The organism is Chitinophaga terrae (ex Kim and Jung 2007), from assembly GCF_900107795.1.
Taxonomy (GTDB): Bacteria; Bacteroidota; Bacteroidia; order Chitinophagales; family Chitinophagaceae; genus Chitinophaga; species Chitinophaga terrae.
The window spans coordinates 60,247-75,524 of the sequence record NZ_FNRL01000004.1; the positions used below are offsets into that span (position 1 = coordinate 60,247).

The window sequence follows — 15,278 nt, forward strand, 5'->3', positions numbered from 1 at the left end:
TTAATGGTTTTTTGTTTCTGCTAATTTATAAATTTCGTTGGCCAGCCGGGACCAGGAGTATTGTTTTTTCTCTTCCTGCACGGCGGCTACCATATCAGCTTCCCTGTTTTCTTTATAATATTTTTCGATGGCGGAAGCGATAGATCCTGGATCGGGTTCTGCCTGGAAGCCTACTATGCCATCAGGCACCATTTCAACAAGTCCGCCCACTTTTGTCACTACCATAGGTTTCTCGAAATGATAGGCGATCTGGGAGATGCCGCTCTGGGTAGCGCTTTTATAAGGTTGTACAACCAGGTCGGCTGCACAGAAATAATTTTTTACCGCTTCATTCGGGATGAAATCTGTATGCATCAACACCCGGTCGCCCAGTTGCAACCGGGCCAGGAGTTCCTGGTAAGGCGCTGCATCTTCATAGTATTCTCCCGCAACAATGGCATGTACATCCAGTTGTTTCATCCTTTCGTCGGCCATGGCTTTCAGTAGCAGGTCAAGGCCCTTGTACTGGCGTATAAAACCAAAGAAGAGGATATATTTTTTGGCCGGATCCAGCTTCAGCTGCTGGCGGGCGGCTGTTTTGGAGATGATCGGGCCGTAATTATCGTAGATGGGATGTGGAATGAGCGAAGCGGGTTTATGTTTTTCGAACATCCGCAGGTCATTCAGCACAGATTGGCTCATGGCGATAAATGCGTCGACCGGCTTCAGGAAATACCTGGTGAACGGTACATCGCCGGGGCGTTTTTCGTGTGGCACCACGTTATCGAGAATCGCGATCACGCGGGTGTCTTTACGTTTGCCCAACCGGAGCAGGGAGCCGAGAGAAGGCCCCATGATAGGGAGCCAGTATTTGGTGATGATGATATCCGGTTTCCATTGCCTGATCTTCCGGCCTGTAATGAGCCAGTTAAGCGGGTTGACAGAGTTGATCATTCGTTTGATCCGCAGGTGTTTGGGCGGCGGATCGTCGGAGAACTGGCTTTTGCCGGGAAAGAAGAGTTTAGGATATTGTATGGTGAATGTCCAGATCTCTACTTCATCTGTTTGTTGCAATTCTTCGGCCAGGCGCTCGTTATAAGCAGCCAGCCCACCCCGGAAAGGGTAGGCTGTGCCCAGTATGAGTATTTTCTTTTTGTTAGCCATAAAGGAAGGAGAAGGCATACAGCGGAGCGCTAGTGCACCTTGCTTTTATAATTAACAGTTTCGTTGGTCAGGTCCATTCTTTCTTCTACCAGGTAGGCATTCCTTTCGGGCGCATTGCGGGTAACCAGTTCGCCGATAAAACCGGTGAGGAATAACTGGGAACCGATGATCATGCAAAGCAGGCCAAGATAGAAGAGAGGGCGATCTGTCATGTTCACTTTATCGAACAGGATCTTGGCGATGGCCAGGTAGGCGGCAATAACAAACCCCACGAAGAAGGACAGCACGCCCAGGGCGCCAAAGAGATGCATAGGACGTTTACCGAACTTGCCGATAAACATGATGGTTGCCAGGTCGAGGAAGCCGTTGATAAAACGTTCCAGCCCAAATTTGCTGACGCCATATTTGCGTGGGCGGTGTTCCACTACTTTTTCCCCTATTTTCCTGAAGCCATTCCATTTGGCAATTACAGGGATATAGCGGTGCATCTCACCGTATACCTCTATGGATTTGATTACCTTTTTCCTGTAAGCTTTCAGGCCGCAGTTCATATCGTGCAGTTTCACGCCACTCATGCGGGTAGTGGTATAATTATATAGTTTGGAAGGAAGGTTTTTGGTAAGGGCATTGTCGTAGCGTTTCTTTTTCCAGCCGCTTACCAGGTCATACCCGTCTTCCACGATCATGCGATACAGTTCAGGAATTTCATCAGGACTATCCTGCAGGTCGGCGTCCATAGTGATCACCACATCGCCCTGAGCGGCATTGAAGCCTTCGTTAAGGGCGGCAGATTTACCATAGTTCCGCTGGAATTTAATGCCTTTAATGTTAGGGTTTTGTGCAGCCAGTTGCAGGATTACGTTCCAGGAATCGTCCGTACTCCCATCATCTACCATCCATACCTCATAGGTAAAGCGGTGCGTATCCATCACCCTTTCAATCCATGCGGCTAATTCTGGTAATGATTCTTCTTCGTTTTTTAAAGGAACGATTACGGATATGTTCATCTTTTAATGATAGATTGGTATTTACCTGGGCTGAGGGGCTTTTCTTCGAACGATCAAAGCCAGCACCACGGTCCAGACAAAAAATTTGATTAAGTTTTTCAGATAATCCAGGATGGTCGAAGTTACAGTAATACTGTTATCTCCCGTTTTAATATCTTTTAATTGTTTGTCAATTTCTTCCTGCGGCGCTTTCATCGCTTTCAACAACCATTCTGTGTCCTTCATCAGGTAAGTACGGGACGTTTCCACCAACGACGGATCTATCACTGTATACAACAGATAGGTGAAAATGGCTACGATCAGCGTACTGATGACATAAGTCGTGAATATAGGTTTGATTGCGGCTTTGAAACCGATATATCCATGCTGTTGTTTCCTCGCTTCCAGTCCGGCCATTAAAGCCATTACGGCCCAGACAACAAGAGATACCAGCCTCAGTTTATAGGAAAAGAAATAATCCGTTCCCATTTTCCATTCTGCCAGGTACCACAGTACCATTACTATGCCGGCAATAATACCCCATTTAACCCCGGGATTCGCATTCTCCTTCATCTTTATTTATTAATATGAAAAACAGCGCCATTCACAGTGGCATGAACCTTTCCTTTCAGCTGTTTTCCAAGATACGCTGAATTTTTTGACCGCGAGGCGATATGAGCGGTGGTGAACTCCCATGTGGCGCCTGGGTCGAAGATCGTCAGGTTGGCGGCGGCGCCTTCTTTGATCTCCGGTAACGTAATGTTGAAGATCTGGCGCGGATGCACTGTCAACATAGTGATCAACCGGTCGAGCGGGAGGTCCGGCAGGTATTGGCCTATCGCTCCAAAAGCGCTTTCCAGCCCGATCATCCCGTTTTTCGCATATTCGAATTCCAGCACTTTTGCATCCCAGTCCTGCGGTAAATGGTGCGTTGCGAAGCAATCTACCACGCCGCTGACAACGGCTGCCTGTATGGCTTTTACATCTTCTTCGGTGCGGAGAGGCGGGTTTACTTTCAGGTTGGTATCGTAATTTACCAGCGCCCCATCGCTGAGGGAGAGGTGATACGGCGTAACAGAGCAAGTCACTTTTACTCCTTCCGCTTTAGCGGCGGCGATCAGTTCTATAGACTTGCGGGTGCTTACGCCTGTAAAGTGGATGCGTGAATCGGTATACCGGGCGATCTCAAGATCGCGTTGTATGATCAGTTCTTCTGCCAGCGCAGGTTTGCCGGGCATCCCCAGGCGGGTGGAATGAATGCCTTCGTTCATAAGGCCGTGCGCTGAAATACTCTGATCGTCAGGCAATTGAATAATGGTGCCGTCAAATGCTTTGATGTATTGCAATGCTTTGAGCAACAAACCGGGAGATTGCACAGGTTTAATACCGTCAGAGAAAGCAACAGCGCCTGCTTCGCGCATTTCGTACATTTCCGCCAATCCTGTTCCTTCAAGGTTTTTCGTAACTGCGCCAATTGGCAGTAAGGTAGCCGCCGAATGACGTGATTTACTTACCACGTATTCAACCTGCGGTTTGGTATGCAAGGCTGGTTGCGTGTTTGGAATAACCATAACCGTAGTGAAACCGCCGGTTGCAGCAGCTTGTATACCGCTATTGATATCCTCCTTATGTTCCTGTCCCGGATCGCAGAAATGTGAGAATATATCCATCCATCCGGCGGAAACATGGAGGTTGTCGCCGGCTATAACAGTTGCCCGGGCATCTTCCAATCCATCACCTATCTGTTGGATCACACCGTTCTGAATGGAAATATCTTTTTTTTGCCCGTGAAAAGGGGAGGAAGGAGCAGTTATCTGTACGTTCTTGAGTAATATGTGCATGCTTTTCTTTCTATTCAGTATCAAAACCTGTCTGAAAATACAGGGGCAAATGTAACATAAAACTGTTAATTGAGGAAAGGCGTAAACCGGCTTCTTGAGGTTGGTATGATAATTGAAAATAGGGGGTAGCAGAAAATTATAAGCCATGATTGACTATCTAAATAACCTAATAGCACGGATATGCGATCGATCGGAGCAACTGCATAATGGTCAGACAACTGGCTGGCAAGCCCTCAGAGAAGCCGAACAACTAGCCAATCACGCCTATATTCCGTTACTCTACCAATATATCGAACAGGAAAGCGACAAGGAAAAAAGACGTGCTGCAGGCTACATCATCACCCAATTATCGCGTAATACCAACGACACTGAAGTGATCCGGTTCCTCCTGGACCGCCTGAGAACTGAGCAGGATGCAGATATGCAAACCGCGATACAGCAAGACCTGGAAAGAGGTTTACCGATCCCGGGGTACATGAACCTGGACCCCTTATTTAACAATACTTTATCAAATAATAACAACGTTCGCAGGTCGGCATTGCTGGCATTACGGCAAACTTCCAACCCGGCTGTTGAAGATTGGGCGCTGTCTTTACTTAAAAGAACAGTGAACGAATACGACGTATATTACCTGGCGTTACTACTTAATAAAGTAAGTACCCGGAAAAGTTTGCCGGCATTAAGAAGGCTGCTGGAATATCACCGGCAGGATGTAAAAAGCCTGGCTTTTGCCACGATTGCCGATATAGAGAAAGAAAAAGAATCTTTGTTCTATACCCGTTGCCTGTTGCGGGGTCAATTGAAGTTCGAAGCCATGGAGGCTATCTATAAATATGCCGACGAAAACGCTATCCAGGCCGTAACTACCCGGATCATGGAGCTGCTCTCGAAGCGCCGTTCAGATACCCGGATGACCATCGAAACCGTGAAAAACGGTTTTACAGATCTGATGCTGGGAATGGAATTCCTTTTCAGGTTCCGCACCGCCAAAGCAGACATCAAGAAAACATTTTCCTGGATCAAGGAAAAGAAAGCAGATTACCTGTTGCCGGAAGAGCAGGAGTGGGTGAGAAGGCATATGGTGGAGTTTCCATAACTTCGCTGCCAAAAATAGCGACATGAAGAAAGCTTTCCTGGTGCTTTTGACGGGATGGATGATAAGCGGCTGGCAAATTGCCGGCGCCCAGCAACGACAGTTTACAATGGCCGAAGCAACGAACGGATTACGTATGCAGCTGGCCCCAGAAAGACTCAGACAATTTGAATGGATCCCGGGCGAAAATGCCTACACGCTCTTAACTACCGGGAACGGGACTACTTCCTGGGTGAAGTTCACTCCTTCTTCCAAAAACGGCCAGCAGACCGACACCCTGCTGACTACCGCCGCACTTAACCAGCAACTATTTGCCGATAAACCACTGAGAGGACTGCCGCCTTTAAAATGGTTAACTAACCAGGAGGCATGGTTCGCCCTTGGCAACAAACTTTACAAAGGAACGATACAGAACAGCCGCCTGCAATGTAGCCCCTGGTGCGAACTGCCACAGGATGCCGAAAACATCACCGTAAGCAAAAGCGGATTGATCGCATTCACGGTTAAGAATAACCTGTTTGTAAGAAATACTGACGGGCAGATACAACCCGTAACCAACGACACCGACGAAAATATCGTTAACGGTAAATCTGTACACCGCGAAGAATTTGGCATCGACAAAGGCATATTCATTTCCCCGAAAGGCGACCTGGTAGCATTTTACCGCATGGACCAGCGGATGGTGAACGATTATCCCATCATCGACTGGTCGGTGACCCCGGCAAAAAATAAAAATATCAAGTATCCAATGGCCGGCGGCACTTCCCACGAAGTGACCTTGGGCGTTTACCAGCCTTCTACGCAAAAAACAGTTTTCCTTAAAACAGAAGGACCTAAAGACCAATACCTCACCTGTGTAACCTGGGCGCCTGACCAGCAATCGGTATACGTGGCTCTGCTGAACAGGGATCAGAATCATTTACGGCTGAACCAGTACAACGCAGGTACCGGTGAGTTGATCAAAACTCTTTTCGAAGAGCAGGACCCTAAGTATGTACATCCCACTCACCCGCTTACGTTTGTTCCCGGGAAAGACGACCAGTTTATCTGGTGGAGCGATCGTTCGGGCTATAACCAGCTTTATCTCTACAACACAGAGGGCAAATTGCTGAAAGCCATTAATGACGGGCCATACGTGGTAAATGAAATACTTGGTTTCAATACTGAAAAGAACGAGATCTTCTTCACAGCGGCCAAAGACGGCGCAATGGAGAAGCACCTGTATAAATCGAGCTATGTGCGCCCGGCGGTTAAACGTTTAGACAATGCAGCCGGATGGCATGATGCGCAACTGAACAGCAATGGCCGTTATATTTTTGATGTTTACAGCTCAGAAACTGTTCCTTATGCCGCCAGGATTGCCGCTACTGACGGCAGTTCCGAGAGAACGCTGTTGACAGCAGCAGATCCGCTGAAAGACTTTCAACGCCCCCAGATCAGGCAGGTAACACTGAAAGCCGACGACGGCACCCCGCTGTATGGCAAGCTGATGTTGCCGGCAGATTTTGATTCTACCAAAAAATACCCGGTTGTTGTTTACCTCTATAACGGGCCTAATGTTCAGCTGGTGAAAAACAGTTTCCCATACAGCGGAAACCTCTGGTTCGAATACATGACCCAACATGGTTATATCATGTTCGTTATGGATGGGAGAGGAAGCGATAACCGCGGTAAAGCCTTTGAACAAGCTACTTTCCGCCAGTTAGGCACTGTGGAAATGGAAGACCAGTTAAAAGGCGTGGCTTACCTGCAATCGCTGCCTTATGTAAACAAAGACAAAATGGGTGTACATGGCTGGAGCTTCGGCGGTTTTATGACCACTTCACTGATGCTGCGCCATCCGGGCGTTTTTCAGGTAGCAGTGGCCGGTGGCCCGGTTATGGACTGGAGTATGTATGAAGTAATGTATACAGAAAGATATATGGATACTCCTGCAGCTAATCCTGAAGGATATACCGCTTCCAACCTGTTAACGAAAACAAAGAACCTGCAGGGCAAGCTGTTGTTGATCCACGGAACGAACGACGATGTTGTGGTATGGCAGCATTCCATCAACTTCCTCAGGGCCTGTGTTGATAATGAAGTCCAGGTAGATTATTTCGTGTACCCGGGGCACCTGCACAATGTGTTAGGAAAAGACAGGGTACACCTGATGCAGAAGATCACAGATTATTTTGACCAGTATCTGAAATAACAGGCTGCGAAAATTACAGAAGGAAGAAGGGCATAGGATCTCGGATCTTATGCCTTTTTGCTTACGCAAACGCTTGCGCATCTAACGCAAGCGTTTGCGTGAACGAAATGTTAAAATAAAGCCTTAGAATTGTTGAAGCAATTAATCAGATAATAGTTCTGCAGAAAAGCAGCGATAGACAGCGAACAATGAAGTCGTAACCTCTGCCACGGCCTCTCCAGCTGTGGCAAGGTTTGCGATAATTTATTTTTTCTCCTCGTGTATGACCAACCGGGAAGCCATCACTTTACTCTGATAATCATTTAATGCATGTTCTCCCCGCAGCAATGACAGCAACATATTTGTAGCTGTTTGTCCCTGTTCATACGGGAACTGTTCTACCGATGCAGCGGGAGGGAATGCTGTATACCCGCTAACCGGGGTATTGGCGTAAGATACGAAAGTAATGTCTTTATTTATAACCAGTTGTTTTTTCAGGGCGTATTGTACAGCGTCCATTGCTACGTAGTCGTTGAACGTAACAATAGCGGTGACTTTCCGTTTCAGCGACAGGAGGTAGTCCATAGCCTGCCCGGTGCCGGTGGCTGTCAGGTCTGAATTCACAATAAGGTTTGGGTCATATTTCAGCCGGTGTTGCTGTAGTGCTTTAATATAGCCGGCAGCTCTTTCTTTGCTGGCAACCATGGTTTCGGGTCCGTTGATCATCCCGATAACACGGTGGCCTTTTTTCAGCAGGAAATCGACCGCCTGGATAGTGCCTGATTCCAGGTTGCAGGAAACAGCGTGAATATTTGGCAGGTCGGGGATCCGGTCGAAGAAAACGACAGGAATGCGGGCCTGGCGCAGCATTTCAAAATGGTCATAATTGCTGGTGTTTTTGCCGATAGATACGATACAACCGTCGACCCGGTGTTGTTTCATACTTTGTATGATCTGTTTTTCCCGGGCTTCATCATCGTGCGACTGGCCCAGCAAAACCGTGTAATTGTTGCTGTAGGCGGTATCTTCGATACCACTGATAGCACTGGCAAAAAATGCTTCTGATAATTCAGGCAGCAGGATGCCTATGGTAAATGTTTTTCCTTGTTGGAAATAGATCGCAGTCTGGTTGCGCTCATAGTTGAGCTCAGCTGCTAATGCTTTTACTCTGGCTTTGGTTCTGAGACCGATGCTATGGTGATCATGCAGGGCCCTTGAAACGGTAGATACAGAGATATTCAACCTTTTGGCAATTTCCTTGATTGTAGGTTGACCCGAAGAAACCACCTTTTTCATACTTTTCAGCAATTAATAGAAACAGATTCAACAACGCTCTGCCAGCCAAGTTACTTAGATATTATAAAATTGCAGTTTTTTTTTATTGATGCTAACGGTCTATGGCATACGTCAAAAATTCTTTCCCCTGACCAGGTATAGGTTTTAATCAGTTTTTAACGGGCTCAGAAGTGTTTCGGCCTGCTATTTGCGGTAACCGGCTATCACCATTGTTACGATTCCATTAAAAAGGCACAATTATTTATATAACATAAAATATATATTTTTATGAAACTAGCACAATTCGCCTTGCCTGTAGCTTTAGTGACTATTTTTGCTTCCTGTTCGGCGCCGCGCAAACTGAGAGAAACGCAAGCGAGAAATGCACAACTGGATAGTTTATACAGAGCCACTTACAGTAAATTAAGGACCTGTGAAGAAGATGCCGCCCGTGCTGCTGCGTCCTATAAGGAAAAGGTGACCAATTTAACTGAACAGCAAGAGCAATTAAAGAGCAATAATTCACAGATGCTGGAACACCTGAAAGAGTTGTCGGTTATTTCCAGTTCCCAGGCAGAAAGCATCAAGAAATCATTGGATAACATCGGTGCAAAGGATGCGTATATCAAGGACCTGCAATCTGCTATCGCACGTAAGGACTCTTTGAATATGCAGCTGGTGATGAACCTGAAAGGCGCTATTGGTAACCTGGATGATAAAGACATCAATATTAAAGTAGATAAAGGTGTGGTATACATCGATATTTCAGATAAACTGTTGTTCAAGAGCGGCAGCTACGAGATCACTGAAAGAGCGAAAGAAGTATTGGGTAAAGTAGCGAAAGTATTGCTTGCACAGCCGGATATTGAATTTATGGTAGAAGGCCATACTGATAATGTTCCTTATCGTCCGAATGTGTTGCTGGATAACTGGGATCTGAGTGTGAAGAGAGCCACTTCTGTGGTACGCGTACTGCAAAACCAATATGGTATTCCTCCTGCGCGTATGACTGCTGCCGGTAGAAGTGAATACGTACCTGTAGCTTCTAACGATACGCCGGAAGGAAAGGCTGCTAACCGCAGAACAAGGATTGTGATCTTGCCGCAACTGGATCAGTTCTTCAAGCTGCTGGAAAAACCAGCCGGTCAGCAATAATAATGTGAGAATTTCTTTAAATAACAGATCCCCTCTACACTGATAGAGGGGATTTTTTTATTGTGCTGTTTTCTTCTTTCCAAAAAACCAGGTAACGCTTCCCAGGAAGTATTGGGTAATATTGTTATTGCTAGTTTGCTCAATATAAGTAGCTGTTTGTTGGGTAGAAAAGGACTTATATTGCCTTAGCAGGTCGAAACAATAAAATTTCGTTTGTATGCTTTTATCAGCCAGCCAGGTTTTGGCAATCCATATGTTAAGGAGCGAATTGGATTGTTGTTGGGCGGTATTATGAGAAAACATATAAGCGGATCCGATATTGATCTGTAAAGGAAGGAATGCAGCTACGCTGAGGTTGCAACCATAAGTTAAGTAATCAAAGTAATTATCCTGGATGGAATATCGGCTTCCATTGTAACTCCAATCGATCATAAAATTGCTTTCCAGCACTTTCCTGAAATTCCAATTTAAAAATATGCCCTGGCTTGCACCGTAGGTAGATGTCATATTCTTCGCGGAATTGATAAAATTGGTATTCCTGCTTATCATTGGCTCCAGGCCGTAGTTGATAGTTAAAGATAATTTATCGAACCGTTTACCTATGCCGATTGTCATCTTAGACTCCCAGTTGCCATTTACGTTCACTGGCTTGCTGATTTGCCTGCCAATACTATCGGAATATACGTTGGTGCTGATTCCGTTTCTGTCAAAGCTGGTATTGGATCTGAAATTAAAACTGACTCCCTGCAGGCCGACGGAAGTATATTCTACGTTAATCATGTTCTTTATGATTGGCTTCAGGTCAGGGTTTCCGAGCTGGATATATAGAGGGTTGGTTGTAGAAACGATGGGGATCAGAGATTCCATGCGTGGAAGATCAACTGCCCGGTTGAAGTTCAGGTTAAATGTTTTAAAATTGTCTATACGATAGGTAAGGGCAAGGCCGGGGGACCAGTAGTTTATATTTTGCTCCACATGCTGATCATCCACATAGTTCCGGCTTGACGATTTATTCATCGCATAAGCCACGGAAAGGTTGGCCGACAGTTTATCCCTGCTGTAAAGGAAACCGGTGGTGAAACTATGAGTAACCTGGTTATTCCTGAAGATATAGGAAAGGTTTTTATTCTCTTTGGAATAAGACATGGTATTTATGTCGTAGTCCGATGCATATTGCTCGTTCCTGGTTAATGAATTGCTGAGCGAATATCTCAGGTCTAGTGTAAGGGTTTTGGAAATCGGTTCCCTGAAAGCAGGACCCAAATTCAATGTATGGTTGCTGGTTTTAAGATGAATTTTCTGGTTGATGGTATCCCGGGCGTTTGACAGGAATAATTCATTTAATGTAACATTCTGCTGGTCTTCAACATTCCCATTGTGCAATAGACCAACATTAAAGAGAAGCATTCTTCCCGGTTTTTTAAACGACTGGTTAAAAAAGGCGGACAACATGTAATTTGTTTTATCAGCCACGCTACTGTTACGGGTATTACCTGTATTGATTTTGTTGGCGGTTGTTTTACCGGTAGTAGAGAAGCCGGTATTCGTTTCTTTATCGAACCGCCCTATACCTCCCGTAAAACTTAGGTTGAGGCTTGCGAGGGAATTCAGTTTCTGTTCGATTATAGCACCAATTCCGCCGATTTTACCTTTTGAAGAATTGCTGGAATTGCTTTGGTATTGAAAAATGCTGTCGGGTAATATATTGGTGCGATCGGTGACCGTTTGAACGTCGGTAGCGTTTTGGCCAAGTCTTGCGTTCAGGGAGATCTTGCCGCCGGAAGCTGCATCAAAGGAGGTGGATCCGGACATTGATTGGATGTCGTAATTACCTGCTTGTATAGGAGCATAGGCAAGTTCTTCATAGGCCCCTACCGGGGCAATTAAGCCAGTGTTATTAGCTCCGCCGGAGACGATAGTCATCTTTTTTTCCCTAAAGGCGTTGAGGTTTCCGCTCGCTGTATATCTTCCCTCTGTTCCATAACCGCCGCCGAGCTTTCCATTCACCCCTTTCTTCATTTCTTTCTTTATGGTGATGTTTATGACCTTATCGGAGCTGCCCGGTGGGGTAGTGCCATCCAGGCCTCTTTTGTCGGCAAACTGTATCTTATCAACCAGGTTCGATTGCAGGAGCATGGAAAGTTCTTTTGGATCCCCGGAGCTGTTTGCACCTGTGGAAAACGCCGGCCGCCCATCGATATACAGGTCATTTATTTTCTTTCCCTGGAAATAGAAAGCGCCGTCTTTGCCTACCGTTAATCCGGGTATTTTCTGCAGAAGATTTTTTAAGCTGGCATTTTCCGCTGTATAGAAATCGCCGGCCGAAAATTCGATGGTATCTTTGCGGACAGTGATCAGTGGCTTATTGCCCCTGACGTTAACCGTATTGAGTTTGATACTGTTGGGTACAAGCCCCGTTTGCTTCATATCAAGTTTATATGTTTTGGCGGCATTGCTAACGGTAATGGGTATACGGTGCGCCTGGTAGCCCAGGTAACTGATGATAAGATTATAATTTCCAGCAGGCGGATTGGCAATGGTGAACTGACCATCGTGATCCGTAACGGCCTGCCCCTTTATGACAGATCTTTCAGCAGTGTAGATCGTAACGCTTGCGCCGGAAAGAGGCGAGCGGGTATTATTGTCGTAAACCGTACCTTTGATTACCTGCTGGGCTGAAGAGCTAACATAAATAAACTGCAGTACTAGCGTAAAAATTGTAAAAAATCTGACCATCAATCCAGGAATAATCGTGAGAGACTTGAGTTTGTTGGTTACTTTGTGTAATACAAGTTTACGCCCCGTCATGGCAGAAAGGGTGAGACAGTTGTGAAAAAAGGCGGATTGACAAATTGTTAACAAATCGCCTGATCATAAATAGATCAAAAAATCGTATCGGAAATTAAATGGTCTGGATGTTGATCAGATTGATAGAAATTGAATAAAATAAATTTTAATGATCCATGAAAAACCAGTCAGAAATTGTCAGCACACTCAAACAAATGCTTTCACAGGCCAACGCCCATGTCACCTTCAGCGATGCAGTAAAAGGCCTGTCATTAGACCAATGCACGAAAACGCCTTCCAACATGCCGTATAACATCTGGCAGCTGGTAGAACATATTCGCATAACCCAGTGGGATATCCTGGAATTTTGCAGGAATAAAGATTACAAAGAAATGAACTGGCCGGATGATTACTGGCCCGCAAATAAGCAGCCTGAGAGCGAAGCCCAGTGGAAGCACAGCATAGCGGAAGTGAAAAAAGACCTGAAAGAATTCATTGAATTGCTGGAAGCTCCCTCAGCGGACCTGTTCGCACCTATTCCTCATGGTAACGGTCAGCACCTGCTGAGAGAAGCCATCCTCATAATTGATCATACCAGCTATCATACCGGCGAAATTATTGCTATCCGCCGGCTGATAGGCGCCTGGCATTAATAACATTCCCATAAACAGTCGGTGAACCAACGTTTGCTGTCGAAGAAATACGTTACCGGTTCAAAGCCTGAAGTTGCCGCTAATTGCGCAATTTCAGGCAGACTGTATTTCTGGGAGATCTCCATATAAATAGTTTCGTGCTCTGCAAAAGTTATTACAACATCGTCGCCTATACGTACTTTCTGGTTGGCTAAGCTGACCAGGTAACTTTTACAGGCGCCGGTACCCGGGTCGTAAGTAGGGAAATGATCAAACCTGGAAATATCAAAATCTGCATCCAATTCCCTGTTGATCCTTTCCAGCAAATTGAAGTTGAACGCCCGGGTGATTCCCGCTCCATCGTTGTAGGCGCTCAATATCATTTGCGGATGTTTTTTAAGATCGAAACCTGTTAACAGCCGGTCGCCGGGCGAAAGCATGCTTCGCAATTCCCGGCAGAAACTCCTGGCCGCTGCCACGTTGAAGTTGCCGATATTGGCTCCCATGAACAACAACACCTTTTTCCGGGTGCTGAGATTGCCGACCCGTTTCAACATGTCAAAATATTCCCCGTTGAGTCCATGCAGCTTTAACCCCGGCACGTTTGCCGGTAAGGTCTTTTCCAGCAGTGAGATCACGTTTTTGGAAATATCGATAGGGTAGTAGGTGTAATCCACACCTTTTTCTGCCAGGTATTTCAACAGATGGATAGATTTAGTGGCATCACCAGCGCCCAGCTCAATAATATCGAATGCCTCGCCTGAAGAGCAGAGTTCTGCTGCAATAGCGGCAGCCTGCGAGCTTAGAATTTCCATCTCGCAACCTGTCAGGTAATATTCATGGCATTGCATGATCTCCTGGAACAAGGCGTCTCCCTTTGCATCGTAAAAATATTTGGAATCAAGGTACTTCTGTGGAGCTGTAAGTCCACGTACCACATCCTGGTAGAAGTTTTCAATAGCTGCTCTACGCTTTCCCGGGGCAAGGGTAATTGGAATTACAGTCATAACTTTAATTTGAGGGTCAAAATATGGTTGCCACTACCTGGCTAACCTTATGCCAGTAAACTGCCATCTTAATGGCGGATGAAAGAAGTTTCTGTAAGTTATCCTGCTGTGACCAGGCGGGGTAACTTCCGAAGCTCCTCTTAAAACCATTTGATTAACCATGAACTTGCCATTATATTCTCCTATAGCTCCCGGCGCTTTTGTGAACCCCGGGTAAGGCAAATAAGCGCTTTCCGTCCATTCCCATCTCTGCCCCCACGCCAGTTGCGGCGCCGCTATTTCCCATTCTGCTTCCGTTGGCAACCGGTATCCCTTCCACGCTGCAAATGCCGCCGCTTCATAAAAGCTCACATGGGTAACCGGTGCATCCGGCATTAATGGCTGCAATCCCTGCCAGGTATAGTGCATCCATTTGCCGTCAATATTATACCAATACATGGGCGTGGTTACCTGGTTATTCTTCACCCAATCCCATCCTTCGGCATGCCAGAAACGGAAATCGCTGTACCCGCCGGCCAGGATGAAATCAAGATATTCGGCGTTCGTTACCAACTGCTCACATATAGCATAATCGTTCACGTATACTTTGTGCCTGTTCAACTCATTGTCGAAACAGAAACCTTCTCCTTCAAACCCTATTTCATATACTCCCGCGCGTATATTTAACCACGATTCTCCCTGATTGTTCGGCATACGGATATCCGGTCGCGAAACATCATATGGCGGGAATAAAGGGTTATGCCCGAGGATGTATTTGATATCTGTATACAGCAGTTCCTGGTGCTGCTCTTCATGGTTCAGGCCAAGCACAAGCAATGCCTGCAACTCGGGCGAAAGCTCCCGGTCCAGGAACGATTCCATTGCTTCGTCTACATACCTGCGGTAGCGCATCACCTCTTCCACCGCCGGCCTGCTCAGGTTACCCCTGTTGGTCCTGATCACCCTGGCGCCAACAGATTCGTAATAACTGTTGAATACATAGTTGTATTGCGGATCAAATTCCGTGTAATCTTTCGCGTTGGGAAGCAGGATAAATGTTTCGAAAAACCAGGTAGTATGCCCCAGATGCCACTTAGGCGGACTTACATCAACTACCGGCTGTACTACATAGTCTTCCGTTTTTAATGGTGCGCAGATCATCTCTGACCGTCTTCTGACTTCCTGGTAAGCTTTGCGTAATGACATA

Annotated in this window: 12 protein-coding genes; 4 read left to right on the forward strand and 8 right to left on the reverse strand. The window is 46.1% G+C overall.

The features are described from left to right. From BLV62_RS05510 to BLV62_RS05525, 4 genes are read right to left on the reverse strand one after another with little or no spacing between them, the layout of a single operon-like run. Window positions 1-1,143, reverse strand: a complete 1,143-nt coding sequence (locus tag BLV62_RS05510; protein WP_089759882.1) for a glycosyltransferase — start codon at window positions 1,141-1,143, stop codon at window positions 1-3. A gap of 29 nt (window positions 1,144-1,172) precedes the next feature. Further along, window positions 1,173-2,150 carry a glycosyltransferase family 2 protein gene (locus BLV62_RS05515; RefSeq protein WP_089759526.1) on the reverse strand — a complete coding sequence of 326 codons (978 nt, stop codon included), beginning with the start codon at window positions 2,148-2,150 and terminating at the stop codon, window positions 1,173-1,175. 21 nt (window positions 2,151-2,171) lie between these two features. Next, window positions 2,172-2,702 carry a DUF4199 domain-containing protein gene (locus BLV62_RS05520; RefSeq protein WP_089759528.1) on the reverse strand — a complete coding sequence of 177 codons (531 nt, stop codon included), beginning with the start codon at window positions 2,700-2,702 and terminating at the stop codon, window positions 2,172-2,174. Between the two features lie 2 nt (window positions 2,703-2,704). Beyond that, window positions 2,705-3,970: a dihydroorotase gene (locus tag BLV62_RS05525; protein WP_089759530.1), complete on the reverse strand. Its 1,266-nt coding sequence runs from the start codon at window positions 3,968-3,970 to the stop codon at window positions 2,705-2,707. 145 nt (window positions 3,971-4,115) lie between these two features. Between BLV62_RS05525 and BLV62_RS05530 the strand changes: the two genes are divergently transcribed. Both BLV62_RS05530 and BLV62_RS05535 read left to right on the forward strand, forming a co-directional pair. Continuing rightward, a complete protein-coding gene (locus BLV62_RS05530; protein ID WP_089759532.1) occupies window positions 4,116-5,066 on the forward strand; it encodes a hypothetical protein in 951 nt (316 codons plus the stop codon). A 22-nt stretch (window positions 5,067-5,088) separates the two neighbouring features. Then, on the forward strand, window positions 5,089-7,257 hold the full coding sequence (locus BLV62_RS05535; RefSeq protein ID WP_089759534.1) for a S9 family peptidase: 2,169 nt from the start codon (window positions 5,089-5,091) through the stop codon (window positions 7,255-7,257). 243 nt (window positions 7,258-7,500) lie between these two features. Here BLV62_RS05535 and BLV62_RS05540 read toward each other — a convergent pair whose 3' ends face one another. Continuing rightward, window positions 7,501-8,532, reverse strand: coding sequence for a LacI family DNA-binding transcriptional regulator (locus BLV62_RS05540; RefSeq protein WP_089759536.1), 1,032 nt, complete (start codon window positions 8,530-8,532; stop codon window positions 7,501-7,503). Window positions 8,533-8,799: 267 nt separating this feature from the next. On the opposite strand from BLV62_RS05540, the gene BLV62_RS05545 reads away from it, so the two are divergent. After that, complete coding sequence (locus BLV62_RS05545) at window positions 8,800-9,666, forward strand: OmpA/MotB family protein (RefSeq protein ID WP_089759538.1); 867 nt, start codon at window positions 8,800-8,802, stop codon at window positions 9,664-9,666. 57 nt (window positions 9,667-9,723) lie between these two features. Here the strand turns inward: BLV62_RS05545 and BLV62_RS05550 are convergent, their stop codons facing one another. Next, window positions 9,724-12,402 (reverse strand): TonB-dependent receptor, encoded by a 2,679-nt coding sequence (locus tag BLV62_RS05550; protein ID WP_168927743.1) that lies wholly within the window; start codon window positions 12,400-12,402, stop codon window positions 9,724-9,726. A gap of 227 nt (window positions 12,403-12,629) precedes the next feature. On the opposite strand from BLV62_RS05550, the gene BLV62_RS05555 reads away from it, so the two are divergent. After that, on the forward strand, window positions 12,630-13,106 hold the full coding sequence (locus tag BLV62_RS05555) for a DinB family protein (protein ID WP_089759541.1): 477 nt from the start codon (window positions 12,630-12,632) through the stop codon (window positions 13,104-13,106). Here the strand turns inward: BLV62_RS05555 and BLV62_RS05560 are convergent. Continuing rightward, on the reverse strand, window positions 13,103-14,092 hold the full coding sequence (locus tag BLV62_RS05560) for an L-histidine N(alpha)-methyltransferase (protein ID WP_089759542.1): 990 nt from the start codon (window positions 14,090-14,092) through the stop codon (window positions 13,103-13,105). The genes BLV62_RS05555 and BLV62_RS05560 overlap by 4 nt on opposite strands. 33 nt (window positions 14,093-14,125) lie before the next feature. Beyond that, window positions 14,126-15,277 (reverse strand): ergothioneine biosynthesis protein EgtB, encoded by a 1,152-nt coding sequence (gene egtB, locus BLV62_RS05565; RefSeq protein ID WP_089759544.1) that lies wholly within the window; start codon window positions 15,275-15,277, stop codon window positions 14,126-14,128. Window position 15,278 lies beyond the last annotated feature (1 nt).